This window comes from Owariibacterium komagatae (assembly GCF_045865535.1).
Taxonomy (GTDB): Bacteria; Bacillota; Clostridia; order Oscillospirales; family Ruminococcaceae; genus Ruthenibacterium; species Ruthenibacterium komagatae.
This window is the reverse complement of sequence record NZ_AP031406.1, coordinates 2,801,363-2,817,315: the sequence shown is the minus strand read 5'-3', so window position 1 is coordinate 2,817,315 and position 15,953 is coordinate 2,801,363. Positions and strand designations below refer to the sequence as shown.

The window sequence follows — 15,953 nt, the reverse complement described above, 5'->3', positions numbered from 1 at the left end:
AAACAGGCGCGGTTTTACCGCGCCTGTTTTCCACTAAAAAAGCGCCGGAATTCTCCGGCGCTTTCACTTTTATGCCTGAGCAGAAGTACTCTCGGCAGGTGCAGGAGCAGATGCGTTCAAGGTCAGCGTGCCAACCTGATCGCTTCCGACCACGGCGATGTAACTCTTTCCGCGGTTCACTTCCAGCTCACTGCCGTCTGCACGGTGCAGTTTCAAAGCGCTGTCCGCTTTTCCCTTGCTCCATGTGATGGCTTCCGCTTTGCCGCCATAACAATAATAACCCGTTCCGCCTGTCAGCTGAAAATCCGTGCACTGTCCGTCCGGCTTCAAGCTCACATCCGCAAACAAAATGATCACATTGTTAAAGCTCAGCTGAGCCCCTGTCAGCTCGTCCACCTGGGGGGCACCATAAGCCTGTTTCAAATAGGTCTTTGTATTGGCATCGTATACCAGCCGTACCGGACCGTTGGCCGAAAACTGGAACGCAATGTCCGGAGCGTCCAGCTCTGTCAGACTCACTTCTTTTTCTGCAAAGCAGAACAGCGGCACAGCTGCCCCTGACGTCGCGATCTGCTGGGATGCAATGCCAGCGGCGATCAAAGAAGCATCCGTATACCAGCAATGCTCCTGCAGATACGTCTTGGCCCGCTCGGAATCAAACCAGAAACAAGTGGTTCCCAAATACAACCCGTCAATGTCCTGATACTGATACTCATTGATCAGATTCTGCGCGTACACGCTGCTGCCGATGTGAACGAAAATCGCGTTCAGCGGAAGAGCAAACTGCAGATGCTGGTCCCGGGCTGAACGGACCGGCCCCACCTGCGGGATCGTGGCCGCATTGGAGTACAGCGCCATCATTCTGGTAATACCGCCTTCTGTGACCATTTCAAAAATGGCGTCCGCAGAGCCGATGCCGCGCTGCGGCATTGCCGTCTGGGCATTGTTTACCATAATGGCTACGGGCCGCTGACCCGGCGCCACCCCTTCGGCCAGCGCTTCACCTGTGAGCAGGTTGTAATCAGGCGCTTCCGTCTCCGGCTGAGAAATACCGCTGTTTACAGCAGTGCTAAAAGAACTTGCCTGTTCTTCCCCGCAAGCTGCCAGCGAAAGCGCCATCGCCGCCGTCAGGAACAGGGCCCAAAAACGCTTCATCTCATTCAACTCCTTTGCCGGAGAAACGTCCGGCTGTCTTTATTGATCGGTATCCACATAGTCCGTGGCAGTGCTGTCCGCTTCAGGCACACTGGTGGAAGACGCCGACTCAGAGGGATAATAACCGAACTGACCGGCCGTGTCATCTCCGGTGCTGACGATGCCCAAATAGGTTTTGCCCGGGTTGATTTTCACAGACTGCTCGTTGCCTTCGCTGTCCACAATGCGCAGCGCCTGGTTGGGAGAGCCCTTCATCCAGCGAATGTACTCCGCCTTTCCGCCGTTGAAGTAATAGCCCACGCCGCCGTCGCCGTACTCTACCTGCTGAATGTCATAGCTGTCATTCACATAGTTGGGATGGCGGTGAATGTCCGTAAACAGAACGATCACGTTTTCAAAGCCAAGCTGCTCATCGTTGTTGGCGTCCACCGTGGGATTGATGGAGCCGGTATATGCGCTGTACTGGCTCATCATATAACGGTTGGTCGAAGCATCGTAATCAAAATAAGTACGATAGTTGGTGGAGTGAACAATATCGATCTTTACCGCGTCGTCACCGTTCAAAACGCGGTTCGGCTCGTTGTAGTTGACAAAATCAAAGAAGCAGCTGTTGTAGGTGCGGTCCATATTGTAATCGCGCTCTTCCACCAGCTCGCTGAGGATCTCGCCGTTGGTATACGCCGCATGCTCCACATTTACGCCGGTCGCCAAACGTGCCTGATCGCGGGGGAAATTGGTGGTATCCAGGTTCAGGTCCCGGTCTTCATATTCCCAAATGGTTTTGTACTCACTCTGCACAGTGGACTCGCCAATGTGCACATACAACATTTCCCACGGCAGAATCAGCTGGAAGAACTGATCGCGGGCCGAACGAACCGGGCCCACCTGCGGCAGACTCTTGTAATCGGAAAAGAGCCCCATAAAACGTGTAATGCCGCCTTCCACCTTGATTTCCACCAAAATATCGGCATTCGAAATGCCCCACTGAGGCCGGGCGTTGTTCGCACCGTTGTTGGCGATGTTGTTGATCATAATCGCAGTCAAACGCTCGCCTTCGGTATAACTGCCGTCATTTTCAAGACCGGTCAGCGGATTGGGGTTGTAGGGCGGTTCTTCCGGCTCACTGGAAGAGGCCGGCGCTGCAGCCGGCTCAGACGACGAGGCTTCATCCTTGCCGCCGCAGGAAACCAGAAGGCCCGCCGCCATGGTCAGGGCCAAAAGAAGGGACAAAACTTTTTTCATGGCGCATCTCCTAATATTAAAATGTAGAATTCACCCGGCCATGCCTGGCCATAAAGGTGCAATAACTCTTATATACTATACCGAATTCACGTCATTTTGTAAAGTATTCTGCCTGACGTGAAAAATCTTCCTGAAATAAATGAAAAAATGGGTTGACATTGCCAAAATCGTTTGATATAATAGTCAAGCACTCAAGAGATGAGCCACTAGCTCAGTCGGCAGAGCACCTGCCTTTTAAGCAGGGTGTCCGGAGTTCGAATCTCCGGTGGCTCACCATAAAATCAAAACGGTATAGATGCCACTGGCGAAAAGCCAGTGGCATCAACCGTTTCCGGGCTTTTTCAGCTCGAAAATTCACGGATGATTCCATAGATGCCAACCGCTGTTTCCCCCTAACTGGTGGGATTCGAACCCCCTCTTCTCGAAGGTTGGCAACACCAGAAACTATGTAGCGCCCTTTTTGAAGCATCAGTTTTCAAAAAGGGCGCTATTTTTCTGCCAATAGAATGCACAAAGTTTGGGGCGTCAATTTGTTGGTCGTGATGGACCAATAGGTTGGCGCCCTTTTTGCTTTCAGACAAATTCAAAAAGGGCACTAAATATCAGGAGGTAGTAAATGAACCGAGAACAATTTTTTCAGGAGCTTCGCACAGCTCTCCACCGTGAGGGATTCACTCCGCAGCCGGAGCAGGACGAATTGCTTCCTGTGGGGTGGGATGGTCTCCCACTCTGCCGGATCACGGCGGACGGAGGCGTTCGCTACTGGCAGGAGGATGTAGCGACGCCGGAACGGGAACGAGCCTGTGAGCGAGCCACCGATCTGGCCTGCACCGTGCGGGAGTACATGACACTGCTGGAACAGGCCCCGCCCCTGCAAGCCCAAAGCCTGACCGGTGACTACCGCCTGCTGGCTGACTTCAATGGAGCCGTGCTGGCTGCCCATCCCACCCGGCTTGGCGTCCAATTCGTCACATGGGACTGGAGCTTCGACCGCACAGGTCTCAATCAGGGCAATTACTTTCAGGAAAACTATGCAGATGCCAAACAGGACTTCGCCATCCGCGCCGGCCTCATTTCCAAACAGCAGATCTTCAATCAGGAGCAGCTTATCGAAATCTACCGGTGCTGCTCTGACACCTTAGACGCTGGTTTTGATTTGACTGCCGAGCAGGAAAAGTGCATCCGGGGCATTCAGGAGCAGATTGCCATTGCAGCTCCCGATGCTCTGGATCGCATAAGGGAGCAGGAGCAGCACCTCATGGAACCCTATAACCAAGAACCGATCATGTAATATTCAAGCGCCGGAGTTTTAGAAATAAGACTCCGGCGCTTTTTTGCTTTACTGAAAGGAGCACACCACTAATGACACGCTACTTCATGCGGGATACACCGCTGTGCCAGATGGAACAGCAGATGATGACCCCGCCCTATTTTAAGCCCAGAGGCCATGGCCGATACTATCCCGGTTTCCAATATAGCAGAGATGACATGGAGTGCCCATACTGCATGAACTTCAGACGCAATCATCCCTGCCCTTTGGAGCAGTGTGTCTGTCTGGATGAACGGATCGTGGCCGGTGCGATTGACCTCAACGAGTTTGTCAGGGATTGCTTCTTCCCTGAAGCGGGAGTGCAGCTTCAGGCCCGCTTAGAGAGGAGTTTCAATGGCTGCTCCATTGGATTTTTCCTGAGAGATAGTCATCGGGAGCGTTGGCAGCACTGGCGTGCGCGCTGCTATCGAATGTCAGGCCGTAATCTGGCCGCGCTGTTTCTCCTCACGGCGTATGAGGATATCTGGCGCAGGATGATCTGGAAGTTTGATGCCCGCGGATTTGACTTCCAGTCCGTCCAGCTTTCCGGCATCCAGCCGGAACTGTACAGTGTTTACCAGGCAGCCAAAGCCATCTCCACCGGCAGCCACAATATTACTCTTGCCGATCTCGCATCCCCCGAATTGGTCACAGATGAGGCGTTCCACCTGATTGTCTGCGCTCTGCTTCTGGCCAAGTACGGAGATGCGATTTTGAATTTTGAAGGAAAGTAAGGTGATGCAATGTGATGATGGAAGCAGTTCTGAGCAACGCCGACCACCCGGAATACGGTGTTGCGACGATTCCTCTTCCTATTCCCAGAAATCAATACGACCACTGCGTTGCGCTGTTGGAGGCACTGGAGATCGGCGATGCCTCTGAAGCCGACTGCCGCTTGGACTCGCTCGACAGTGCCTGGCCTGTGCTGAATCGGCTGGTATGCACCAAGGTCAACCTTGATGAGTTGGACTATCTGGCAAAGCGGCTGGACAGCTTTACTGTGGGCGAGTTTTCGCAATTTCAGGCGATGGCTGAAAAGCTGAATCTCACCAGCATGAAGGATCTCATCAACCTGACCTTCTGCTGCCAGCAGGCGACGGTGATCACGGACTTCACAAATTTGAAAGAGGTTGGCCGTGATCACTACATGAACATCCATGGCGGGTGTGCCAGCATGGAAGAACTGGAACAGCTGGACGGAGTGGAAACCGCTGTCCTGTTGATTGAGGACAATGAGGGGACTATCACCCGCTACGGAGTGGTCTATGACAACGGCATGCAGCTTTCACAGCTCTATGATGGAAAACATCTGCCCTGCTACCACTATGAGGCCGATATGACTGCTGTCGGGATATCCTCCCGGTGGGAACCGGAGAATAGCAAGAATGTCACCTGGGTCTACCTTCCCGCATCCAAAGGACAAATTGAGCGTGCCATGCAGCGTTCCGGCATTACCGAGCCAAAGGATATGCGTCTCTGGATAGCCGACAGCTCATTTCCGGAGGAAGTGGATGTAGCACTGGATTTCCGGTGCGATAACATCCACGAACTCAATGAGCTGGCGCTGGCTGTGGAGAAGTTTTCGATTCATGACCGCAAGAAGCTGGGGGCAGCAGTAAGCATGGCCAAGCCGGAAAACGCCAGCCAGATCCGCCGTCTGGCGGAAAACATGGATCTGTTTGAATTTGCCCCCGGTGCGCACACCCCCGCAGAGTACGGGAAATACATGATCCAGAAATCCGGCCATTTTGAGTATGACCCCAATCTGGACGAGTTTTATGACTACGAGCGGTATGGCCTGCAGCACATGGACTATCAGTCGGGCGTGTTTACCGACCGCGGCTATATCGCCTATGTCGGCACAGTAGATCTGGAGGAACTGATGGCGGAAGGCCCGGTGGATCAGTGCCAGCGGGAACAGGAGGTTCAGATGGGAGGAATGGCATGATCCAACTCTTTATGAGCCGCAGCGGGAGTTCTGTCATTGTCCCGCTCCGGTTTCCCGCATCTCAGAGCGCCATCACTGAAGCCTCCTGCCAGCTCGATGGGGCCAGCAGAGAAGGAAAAACAAAGATCGTTGAGATGAAAAGTGTGATCGCCAATCTGCCGTCGTACCTCGGCGGGTTTGAACCTGACTCCAGAACGCAGCTTGCACAACTGAATCGGCTCGCAAGCATCATTGCCAAAATGGACTCCCGCGAACGAAATATCTATGCCGGCGCCTTGGATGGCAACAGCATCAATGATCTGAACGATATGATTCGTGTGGCGGAACAGGTGTCGGACTACATCCTCATTCCCAATGTCAATTCAGATGTGACGCTTGGCCGCTATGTCGCTGTTGCCGGTCAGATTCAGGGTGACCCCAGATTCCCCGAAGCAGCCTGGCCCTATCTGGACTTCGCAAAAATCGGCGCAGAATACTATGCCGAGCATGGCGGCGCCTATACCTATGCGGGCTATGTGCTCCGCAAGCAGGATGATGAGCTTGTCAGAGAGAAAAAATCGAAGATCCAGCTTGGCCTCTCCTCTTCCCAAGCGCAAGTGAGTATCTGCCTTCCGGCAACGAAGGAAGAATTGGAGCGAGTAAAAAGAACACTGGGAATCGATTGTTTTGCAGAGGCAGCAGTAACCAAGGTGTCGTTTTCCGTTCCCTATATGGACGAGCACATTCCCACTACAGGGGTCTGCGTGGAAGATGCAAACGAATTGGCTTGGGCCATTGAGGGGATGCAGTGTGAAGATGGTGAACTGCTGAAATATCTGTCGGTTCTTTCTGTGGAGCAGCCGGGGACTATGCAGGAGGCTCTCCGCTGTGCCATGAATCTGGACGACTATGAGCGCATTCCGGAGGACACTTACGAATACGGGCAAGCAGTCCTTCGGCGCATCGGTGCTGATGACGAGCTGATTGATACCATCGACGGGTATATGGATTTCGAGAAGCTGGGTGAGGACACTATGGCGGAGGAAGGAGTCCGGCGAACCGAGTTCGGCCTGATCCGCCGATGCAGTAGCCCCTTCGCTGAGGAACCCCAGGCGATGGAGATGGGAGGCCTTTCCTGATGCCCCGTGAAACCGATCTGCTCCGCGTAAAGCTGGTGGCGCACACCCTCCTCGATGTGCAGATCCAGGAAACGGCCCTCTCCCCGGTGATCGTCAGCCACCCCTTCACAAACTCCGGGATCTCCGCGTTTCGGAATGAGGATGGGAGCCTCTCCATGGTCGACCTGATCAACAATTCGGATGACTGCACAAGGTGGCGCAAAATGGTCGGGGAGCAGATCGACAGCGCAAAAAATGTGCATCAGATCTTCGTGCTGTTCAACCCGCCCTATTATCTGACTTTTATCAAATTTGCCGCCTCCGCTCTCTCGGAGAAGGATCTGGGACAGCTCTTATCCACCGCCTGGACCCAGGAGGAATGCCCCAATCAGGACTGCAATGTGAGCAAACGAGAACTGGTGGCCTTGTTCCGATCCGTCCCTCCGGAGTCCCTGATGGACGAGGAGGAGCGCGCCGCACACCAGGCGCTGGAGGATACGGTGACGGTCTATCGGGGCGTTACCCCCTACAACGCCAAAAATATCAGGGCGCTGTCCTGGACACTGGATCGGAAAACGGCAGACTGGTTCGCCCACCGCTTCGGTGAGGAGGGAACGGTGTATGAAGCGCAGATTCGGAAGGAACACATCCTGGCTCTGTTCACAGGCAGGAATGAAAGCGAGGTCATCGTAGACCCGCGGCACTTGGAACAGATCATGGAGTCCCCGGAGCCGGGATTTGATATGCAAATGACCTGAACGACATGATCCGATGATTGGGAGGAATGTAAATGAAGAAGAAAATCATGATCACAGTAGCATCTCTGGCAGCACTGGGAGCCGCTGTCGCTGGCTATCTCCACTTCTCCGGCAGGACGCCTTTTGGTCATAGCTATTTCCGCTGACCTGTGGTATTGTTCCGCATGAGGAGGTGAAGCAAATGACCATTTCTTTATCGGAACAGTTGGAGAGTGACATCAAAGCATATCTTCACAAGACTTTTGGGACATATTTCTCCAGCCTTGATGAAAGATTTGCCGCAGATATTAAGGAAGATGTCATCAACGCATCGGATTTCCATCATGGATATTACAACGATGATGACATCTCCATCGCATTCCAGCGAGTAACCCTGGGGAGGATGGGACATCCTGATTGGCAAATTTACCACTCCTGTACGGATACGGAGGTGAATACCATGAAGCAGAATGTAAAAGTAAATACACCGATTCACATCAGGCCCGCTTCTCTCGAGGAAGCGGGCCTCTTTTATTCGGAACTCGAGGAGGCTGCCGACAAGAAGCTGGGTACGGTCGGCCATGTGCGGATGGACTTCGGATCTTCCGGAAAAGGATTCTACCACACCTGGTGGCCTCACAACGACGACCAGTTCAACACTGAGGAATTCAAGGGTGAGCTTCAGGAAGTCGTGGATATGCTTCGGGCTGATGGGCCGCTCAAGGATCTGGCTTCGATGAGAAGCTACTGCTATCGGAACGGCGGCGGAATTACGCAGGATGGCCGGTGCTTCGGCTATATCGTGGAAACCGAGCATTACCGCTACTGCCTGCGCTGCACCCCTTCCCCTGGGGACTATCAGGGCTATCTCTACTGCTACGATCTTCGCCAGCAGCAGATGGTTCAGCAGGACAAGCCGGTGGGCCGGGTCACCTATGCCAGCGGTGAGCAGACGGACTTTACGGACTCCGCGGCATTCCTTCAGGCTATCCGGGAGGAGCTGCCCTATATGTCCACTACCGGCTTCCGCTACGAGCTCCTGACCGATGACCCGGACATCCGAAAAGCGGCGGATGATATCCTGCTGGACTTTGCCGGAGAGGAAAACCCAAGGCGAGCCTGTAATTACGGCCTGACGGAAAAGGGTATCAAAGCCATGCAGGACGCCGCCAATACAACTCTGCCCCATACCTACGCCTGGTTCGTGATCACCGACTGCAACACCTCTGGAGAACATATCTTCCGGGATCTGACCTTGGAGGAGGCCATCCACACCTATCTGGGCAGCGACCGTCCAGAGAAACGGATTGGCGTCACCAAAGACGGAATCGCCACGGTGGATCTGGTACGCTCTCTGGATGGGGAACAGCAATTCTTCACAGGCCACTTGAAGCTGGACAGCTTCAAGTGCGACCCGGAAGTCGCAGCAGCAGTAGAAACGCTCCGATTGGAGTTGGAGCAGAATGCGCCCCGGCAGGGCATGACAATGGGAGGATTATCATGAGAGAAATTCCGAGAGAGTGGTTGAACTTCCTGCGGGAACAGTTCCCCGCAGGTTCGAGGATCAAGCTCAGGGAGATGAAAGACCTCTATGCCCCGCTGGAGCCGGGCAGCACGGGGACTCTGGACCACATCGACGACGCCGGGCAGTTCCACATGAAGTGGGACCATGGCAGAACCCTGGCGCTGACCATCGGAGAGGACAGCTTCTCTATCCTGCCGCCCGAGCCCACCACGCTGAAGCTGTATATGCCCCTGACAGCGGATCTCTACACCCGCAACGAGTATGGAGAGATGGAGGATGACTGCACTCAGTTGGACGGAAGGTCGTTGCGGGTCTATGAAGGCGAGATCCTCAGAGCTCTGATCAACAACCGGATGCCGGAAGAAGCCGAGAGCGGCATCATGCACTGGTATGGCGAGGATGACAGCGTCAACCAGAAGGTCAAATCCGCCGTGTTCACCGTCGAGGATCGGAACGGTCAGCTCTGGGGCGTTGCCGAGTGCCGTGTGGTCGGTACCCTCACACCGGAGGAACTGACTACCCTGAAGGAGTACATCTCCGGTCAGGCGTCGGACGGCTGGGGCGAAGGCTTTGAACAGCGGGATATCTGCGCCGGCGATGACGAGCTGTATGTCCATCTGTGGAGCGTGGAGGACGATTGGGACATCCAGACCGAGGCGGAACGCTTCGCACCCAAAGTGGTGGAGGGGTTACCGGAGATGTGCTTCTCCACTCTCAAGTCCACCGGTGACCTCATCTGTATCCGCCGGGGCGAGACCGGCTATTACCCCTCCGATTGGGACACCGGCGACAAGGAACAGAATGTGGAGCTGGCTGATCAGCTGAACGAACAGCTTGGCGTCAGCCCCATCCAGCGCCAGGCCATGGAGGTGGGCAGTATGTGCGGCTGGGATGTCCCCGGCGCTGATCCCGCCAAATACGAGGAGGACTACAGGCCCCAGATGGGAGGGATGACCCTTGAATGAAGTGTTCCGTGTGGAGCTGTTCGGCGAAAAAACGGATCGGTGGTGCGATCTGGAACTTCCGGCCAGCTACTATGGTCTCCAGGATGCGCTGGACAAGCTCCAGATGTCCTTGGGCGACAAACCGAGGTGGGAATTTCTTGAACACCACGGCTTTCAGTTCCTCCATGTCCATCTGAACCATGAATGCGATCTCTATCAGCTCAATGCGCTGGCAACCTGCCTGGGACAGATGAACGGCAGAGAAAGAACAGCGTTCGAAGGGTTGTTTAACATGGAGGTGGCAAAAAAATACGGCCCCATCAGCGTTGCCACCATGATCGACCTGGCCTACAGCGCAGACTGCTGTCATGTGGTCAACGCCACGACGGACGAGCAGCTCGGCAGGTTCTATGCGGAGAACGATTTCATCCCTGCCCTGGAAAAAGTTCCGGATTCCATCTTCGAGTATCTTGACTTTGAGATGCTCGGAAGAAAAGCCAGGTTTGAGGAGGGCGGCGTTTTCGCAAGCGGCGGGTATGTCACGCAGCACACCGAGCTGAAGCAGGTATATGACAGCCTGGCCTTGATTCCCGAAGCGCCGGAATACGGCATCCGCCTGACGGTCGGCAGGTATCCCTTCCACTCCAATGAGCAGCCGGATAACATGATGTGTCTGGATCTGCCAGCCACGCAGGAGCGGCTGGATGCCGTGCTGGAGGCTTGCGGAGGCGCCTCCTGGTCGGAAATGGTCTTCCGGGTGGAGGACAGTGCGATGCCTGCGCTTCTGGAAAACATGGCCTGCGACGATATCCATGGACTGAACGAGTTGGCTAAATGCTTCAAGGAGCTGAGCACACAAGGAGAACTTTCCAAATTCAAGGCAGTTATCCTTGCGGCAGATTGTCACGATATCGCTGCCGCTGTCCAGATTGCGGAAAATCTGGATGACTATCTGCTCGAGCCTGATCAGCGAACCCCCGAGGAGGTAGCCATAGAGGAACTTCGCTTCATTGTGGATGAGCATTCCCGGTCCATTCTGCAGAAGCACGTCGTCCTCTACAACTATGGTCAGGATGTCATGGCAGCACATAACGCTCTGCTGACCCCCTACGGGCTGGTTCAGCGCAGAGATGGCGAACCGATCCTCAGCGAAGAAACGCAGGCAGAGAATGCCGGAATGGAGATGATGTGATGGCGAGTCCGCAAGCCAGACAGCTTCTTGACCTGTTGGACGGATTTGAAATGACCAAATCCCAGCACGACTGGCTGGAACGGCGGTTTGAAAACATGACGGTAAAAGAAAGCCTCCTGTTCCGTGGGGCGATGCAGATCGAGTGCCCGCAGATGACCTGCGATGTGATGCTGATTGCGAGCCAGCTGGATCACTACGAGCTGTTCTATGGCGCCGGGGACGATGTTCAACTGGGCAAATTCATCATGGAGCAGATCCAACGTCCCTCCGATCAAGCGCGGGAGTTTCTTGACCCAGAGAAAGTGGGCGCAGCATATCGCCAGAAGGGCGGGAACACTTTCTGTGATGGACATTTCATCAAGGTCACCTCTCTGATCGATCCATTTCTGGACGGCGACCCTTCGATGAACCCCGACAAAGGCGATTTTGCAATCCGGGTCAAACTGGCCAGCCGAACCAACATGGACGGCGTGTGGGTGGGCTTTCCGGACACCGGCGAGCACATGGATGTCGCCCATCCGGACGAGCTGCTTCTGGCGCTGGATGAGCTGGAAGCGGAGTCCCTAACTGAGTGCATTGCCGTGGATGTGGACTGCTGCCTCCCGCAGCTGGAGGACATCCTCTCCCAGTATGGCTCGGCATCAGAACTTGTTCGCCATGCCATCGACTTTGGTTACATCTGGAGCGAACAGGGCCAGGGAGAACCCAGATGGGCGGATAAATTTATGGCGGTTATGGAACTGGAGGACTGCCGCCGCCTGGATTACGCCTTGGATCTGGCGCAGAACCTCCACTGCTACCACTTCATGCCCCGTGACATGGATCTTGCCGATTACGGAAAAGAGCTGGCAAAACGGGATGGCATCTATCCCAAGGACGAACTGCTCGCCTCCTGCTTTGACGCTGAGGGCTATGCCAATCAGAGAATGAAGCGCATGGGCTTGTCCGCCGCAGAACATGGGTTTGTATCCTGGAATGGCACGGAACTCAATTTTGAGTACAGTCAGCCGGAGATGGAGCCGACCATGTCCATGTGAAAAACCTTCGTACAGACCAGGCTCTGCCATAACGGAGGTGATGAAAGAAGAAAAATCAAATAGCCTGAAAGCTACAGGGGCCGTTACCCGAAAGGGACGAACGGCCCCTTCTTTTTGTGCTCTTTCCGGGTAACTGTCCCGGAAAGGAGTCTTCATGACGACGGACAACCCTATCGCCAAGCACCTGAAGGAGTATCACTGCGGTGAGCTGAGAGTCGTCCCCAGCCGTGAACTGGAGGCCGCTTTTCAGATTCGCGGACCTGACCTTCGCCGCACGATCAATTGCCTGCGCGGGGATGGCATCCCCATTTGCAGCTCTGATTCCGGCTATTATTACGCCGACACCGAGGAGGAACTGCGGAGGACGATCCGGCAGCTCCGAAGCAGGATCAAGAAGATCGCCCATGCGGAGCGCGGCCTCACCAAAGCGTTGGAGCAATTTACCGACAGCGGCCAGATATCCCTCCCCCTGGAGGGAGGTGATACCGCTTGAAAAGCTTCATCCCCTGGGTGGGAGGCAAAAGCAAGCTGCTCTGGCTGATTCATAAGCTGTCCCCCTCGCGCTATTCCCGGTTTATCGATGTGTTCGGCGGTAGCGGGACAGTGACATTGAGCCGCCCGATCCAGCAGGGATGCATGGAGGTTTATAACGATTTCAACGGCGACCTGACCAATCTGTTCTGCTGTGTCAAAAACAGAACCATGGCGCTCCTTCTGGAGCTTGGCTTCCTGCCGCTGAACACCCGTGATGACTTCAATGTGCTGTATAAGTTTTTCTCCCGTGAGGAATTCACCGATGACTATCTGGACGAGGAGATGGAGCTGACCCGGCGATATCTGGAACCGCCGGATGCCAAAACCATCCGAAGGATGATGCTGGAACGAGCGCCTCGCGGAGATGTGCGGCGGGCCGCTGACTATTTCAAGCTTATCCGGTACAGCTTCAGCGGCGGCGCAAAGTCCTTCGCCGGAAAATCCTGCGACATCCGCCGCTTTTTCCATCTGGTCTGGGAGTGCTCACGCAGACTGGCGGAGGTGGTCATCGAGAACAAGGACTGCGTCGACCTCATCCGCCAATATGACCGGGAAGACGCATTCTTCTACTGTGACCCGCCTTACTACGATGCGGAGGACTGCTATGCGGTGGGCTTTCCCAAGGAAGACCACCAGCGCCTCCACGATGCGCTTCTGGAGTGCCAGGGGTTTGTGATGGTTTCCTACAACTACTGCCCCTTCATCGTAGATCTGTACAAGGAGTTTTACATCTTCTACACCACACGCCCCAACAGTATGTCCCAGAAAGCCGGAAGCGAATACGAGGAGATCGTCATCACCAACTACGATCCCCGTCTCTATAACTCCGCAAGGCATTGGCAGCTCAGCATTTTCAATCTGTCCGCTGCGGAGGAAGACGACGGGCGCTACACGCTGATCCACGAACCGAAAACATAATCTGATAAAACGGAGGAATGAAGATGACCTTTATCAAGTACACCAACGACGGCAAGGCTGTCATTCAGCCTGCGGCCCTCACCCTGAGTGGTCTGGAGCAGGAGGAAACGCTGGAGATGCATACCCTGGAAAACGCCATTGTCCTGCTCAAGCAGGAGATGGAGCCGGTGGAGAAAGCCGCCGCTATGATGGCGCTGATTCGTTTGGTCAACAGCCTGTGGGCGGATATGATGGCCGGATGGAAGGAACGGGAGGGCGATACGGCCCCGTGCGATGGCTGCTCTGGCTGCGGCGAGGAGATGCTGCCCATTCCTGCAGAGGCCTTTGCGGATGCCGGCATCCTGCACGACAACCTCCGTGTGGTCAGCGTGGACGGCGCTGTTCTGGTGGTGTCCGATGACCGCAAAACTAAGTGGGCGGCCGAGCTGGACAAGAGCCTGGAACAGCTCGGCATCGACAGAGCCGGTTTCGAGAAGCTGGTCAAGGCAGTCATGGAGCTGGATGAGGACGAGGGCGATGACTAAGGATCACGCTTATCTCTATCTCGGCTCTGTTTCCGAGGCCAGGCGGCAGAACGAACTGGCCCTCTGGCGTGCAAGCCATCTGGAGAACATCGCCTGTAAGCAGGCCATCGAGGAGGCCATCCGCAGGGGTTTTGACGGGATGCACCTGAGCCACGACTGCGCCAGGGGCGTCATCGAAGACTTTGGCTTCAAGCGTGTGGGATGGGTGCTGGCCGCCACCATTCAGCTGAAGCCGGAGGATGGACGCTTCAGCCGCCGGAACAAGGAATGGGCCGCCGCGACCTTCATCCCCCGCAGCGACCGCAACTATGAGTTCATGGTGGAAAGTCACACCGGTGTTCTGGACATTTTCGTAAATGAGTTTCGGGAGGCCCAGGATGCGCTTGGGATGTTTACGCGCTCCCACTGTGACGATATGACCGGGCATGAGCTGGAGGGCAAGGTGCTGGTCATGAGTCCGTTCACGCTGAAGGAGTCCTATTGGGCGCCGGAGAATCAGCTCTGGCTGGCGACCGGCGGCTTCGGCTGCGCCCCCAACGCCGCGGGCAGAGCGGTATACGCCACCTGCCTCGGCGACGGAGAGCAGACCCGGTGGAACCGCAGCGACTTCATCGGCATTCTCCGGGAGGAGCATCTGCCCGACTGGGCCAGAGAGAGCCTGAAGCAGATCCGGCAGAAAGATCCCGCCGAATCTCCCGATATGACCACCCCAACCATGTGAGTGAAAGGAGCTTGATTACCATGGCGACAGCCAAGAAGAAACAGCAGGAAGCCACAACGCCCCAGGTAGAGGCACGGATCGACCGCCTGATGGACGGAGATTTTAAGACCAAAGCCTTTGCCAGCGCCACTATCGGCGGCGCCTTTGCCGTCCACGGCATCCGGATCATCGAGTCGGACAAGGGCCGTTTCATCTCCATGCCCCAGGACTCCTATAAGAAAAACGGTGAGACCAAGTACAACGACACCTTCCATGCCATCACCGCAGAGGCCCGGAACGCTCTGGTGGATGCCGTCAACGACGCCTACGAGCAGAAGCTCCAGGAGCAGCAGGAGCAGAAAGGCGCCGCTCCCGACCAGGCCATGAGCCAGCAGATGTGAGCCACTCGCCCTGAAGGGAGGTGATGTGATTTTGGTCCGCTTCACAATAGACAATCGAAACCGCCTGATCTTCTATGGCAACACGGTGGGCTATGTGAAGGATGACGCCGCTGTTGTGGACGAGATGTTCCAGACGGATGAGCTGTCCCGCTACCTGGCCCGGTTGGATCTGACGCCTCAGTGGAAGGAAGGCGTATTTGACCGCCTTGCAGCCGGAGAGGTGCCCGGCGAGGAGCTGGGGCAGCCGCAAAAAGGCTGCCGCATCTGGCAGCTCCGGAAAGGCGTGGATGTCACCATGCGCTTTATCGGATATGAGGATCTGATAAAGCGGTTCGGAGAACCGGACGCAGACAATTATACGCAGGTCTTTGACGGCGATCTGGGTACCAACGATTTGGAGCAGATCTACGCCATCTGCCGGGACAGCCCGCCTCCCGGATATCAGGGCTACCGGATGGCTCTGTCCGATGTGGTGGAGCTGTACGATGATTCCGGCAGCGAGTTCTTCTACTGTGACCGCGTGGGATTCCGTCCCATCCAGTTCGACCAGCGTCAGGAGCAGAACGAATGCCACGAAATGACTATGTAGTCTGGGAGGATATAAGCCGCCCGGATTTTCCTTTGCCCAGCCGAGGCCGGGGGCCTCCCCAAACGCATCTCATGATCTCTTTCCAGCCAACAAACTACCAA

Annotated in this window: 17 protein-coding genes and 1 tRNA gene; 16 read left to right on the top strand and 2 right to left on the bottom strand. The window is 55.4% G+C overall.

Going from position 1 to position 15,953, the window contains the following annotated elements; translation table 11 throughout:
* Window positions 1-69 precede the first annotated feature (69 nt).
* Together ACKTS9_RS14065 and ACKTS9_RS14060 are read right to left on the bottom strand one after the other, a co-directional pair.
* Window positions 70-1,155 carry a DUF3048 domain-containing protein gene (locus tag ACKTS9_RS14065; protein ID WP_407881555.1) on the bottom strand — a complete coding sequence of 362 codons (1,086 nt, stop codon included), beginning with the start codon at window positions 1,153-1,155 and terminating at the stop codon, window positions 70-72.
* A gap of 39 nt (window positions 1,156-1,194) precedes the next feature.
* A complete protein-coding gene (locus tag ACKTS9_RS14060; RefSeq protein WP_407881553.1) occupies window positions 1,195-2,397 on the bottom strand; it encodes a DUF3048 domain-containing protein in 1,203 nt (400 codons plus the stop codon).
* A gap of 200 nt (window positions 2,398-2,597) precedes the next feature.
* Between ACKTS9_RS14060 and ACKTS9_RS14055 the strand changes: the two genes are divergently transcribed.
* From ACKTS9_RS14055 to ACKTS9_RS13980, 16 genes are all read left to right on the top strand, one after another.
* Window positions 2,598-2,673 (top strand) — tRNA-Lys (locus tag ACKTS9_RS14055).
* A gap of 340 nt (window positions 2,674-3,013) precedes the next feature.
* Window positions 3,014-3,688, top strand: a complete 675-nt coding sequence (locus ACKTS9_RS14050) for a hypothetical protein (protein ID WP_407881551.1) — start codon at window positions 3,014-3,016, stop codon at window positions 3,686-3,688.
* Between the two features lie 71 nt (window positions 3,689-3,759).
* Complete coding sequence (locus ACKTS9_RS14045; RefSeq protein WP_270441237.1) at window positions 3,760-4,440, top strand: hypothetical protein; 681 nt, start codon at window positions 3,760-3,762, stop codon at window positions 4,438-4,440.
* Window positions 4,441-4,454: 14 nt separating this feature from the next.
* Window positions 4,455-5,654, top strand: a complete 1,200-nt coding sequence (locus tag ACKTS9_RS14040; RefSeq protein ID WP_407881548.1) for an antirestriction protein ArdA — start codon at window positions 4,455-4,457, stop codon at window positions 5,652-5,654.
* Window positions 5,651-6,772 carry a DUF6329 domain-containing protein gene (locus ACKTS9_RS14035; RefSeq protein WP_407881546.1) on the top strand — a complete coding sequence of 374 codons (1,122 nt, stop codon included), beginning with the start codon at window positions 5,651-5,653 and terminating at the stop codon, window positions 6,770-6,772. Before ACKTS9_RS14040 ends, ACKTS9_RS14035 begins: the two co-directional genes overlap by 4 nt.
* Window positions 6,772-7,509 (top strand): hypothetical protein, encoded by a 738-nt coding sequence (locus ACKTS9_RS14030; protein ID WP_407881544.1) that lies wholly within the window; start codon window positions 6,772-6,774, stop codon window positions 7,507-7,509. The genes ACKTS9_RS14035 and ACKTS9_RS14030 overlap by 1 nt, the downstream gene beginning before the upstream one ends.
* 181 nt (window positions 7,510-7,690) lie before the next feature.
* Window positions 7,691-8,992, top strand: coding sequence for a hypothetical protein (locus ACKTS9_RS14025; protein ID WP_407881541.1), 1,302 nt, complete (start codon window positions 7,691-7,693; stop codon window positions 8,990-8,992).
* A complete protein-coding gene (locus tag ACKTS9_RS14020; RefSeq protein WP_407881538.1) occupies window positions 8,989-9,978 on the top strand; it encodes a DUF4314 domain-containing protein in 990 nt (329 codons plus the stop codon). The genes ACKTS9_RS14025 and ACKTS9_RS14020 overlap by 4 nt, the downstream gene beginning before the upstream one ends.
* A 1-nt stretch (window position 9,979) precedes the next feature.
* Window positions 9,980-11,149 carry an antirestriction protein ArdA gene (locus ACKTS9_RS14015; RefSeq protein WP_407882134.1) on the top strand — a complete coding sequence of 390 codons (1,170 nt, stop codon included), beginning with the start codon at window positions 9,980-9,982 and terminating at the stop codon, window positions 11,147-11,149.
* Window positions 11,149-12,186: a hypothetical protein gene (locus tag ACKTS9_RS14010; RefSeq protein WP_407881536.1), complete on the top strand. Its 1,038-nt coding sequence runs from the start codon at window positions 11,149-11,151 to the stop codon at window positions 12,184-12,186. The genes ACKTS9_RS14015 and ACKTS9_RS14010 overlap by 1 nt, the downstream gene beginning before the upstream one ends.
* A 154-nt stretch (window positions 12,187-12,340) precedes the next feature.
* Window positions 12,341-12,679: a hypothetical protein gene (locus ACKTS9_RS14005; RefSeq protein ID WP_118427301.1), complete on the top strand. Its 339-nt coding sequence runs from the start codon at window positions 12,341-12,343 to the stop codon at window positions 12,677-12,679.
* Window positions 12,676-13,638, top strand: a complete 963-nt coding sequence (locus ACKTS9_RS14000; RefSeq protein WP_407881532.1) for a DNA adenine methylase — start codon at window positions 12,676-12,678, stop codon at window positions 13,636-13,638. The genes ACKTS9_RS14005 and ACKTS9_RS14000 overlap by 4 nt, the downstream gene beginning before the upstream one ends.
* Before the next feature lie 23 nt (window positions 13,639-13,661).
* Window positions 13,662-14,162 (top strand): hypothetical protein, encoded by a 501-nt coding sequence (locus ACKTS9_RS13995; protein ID WP_118427297.1) that lies wholly within the window; start codon window positions 13,662-13,664, stop codon window positions 14,160-14,162.
* A complete protein-coding gene (locus ACKTS9_RS13990; protein ID WP_118427295.1) occupies window positions 14,155-14,883 on the top strand; it encodes a DUF3849 domain-containing protein in 729 nt (242 codons plus the stop codon). The genes ACKTS9_RS13995 and ACKTS9_RS13990 overlap by 8 nt, the downstream gene beginning before the upstream one ends.
* Window positions 14,884-14,903: 20 nt before the next feature.
* Window positions 14,904-15,263, top strand: coding sequence for a SpoVG family protein (locus ACKTS9_RS13985; RefSeq protein WP_118427293.1), 360 nt, complete (start codon window positions 14,904-14,906; stop codon window positions 15,261-15,263).
* Window positions 15,264-15,294: 31 nt separating this feature from the next.
* Complete coding sequence (locus ACKTS9_RS13980) at window positions 15,295-15,852, top strand: YodL domain-containing protein (protein WP_407881528.1); 558 nt, start codon at window positions 15,295-15,297, stop codon at window positions 15,850-15,852.
* The last annotated feature ends 101 nt before the right edge of the window (window positions 15,853-15,953 follow it).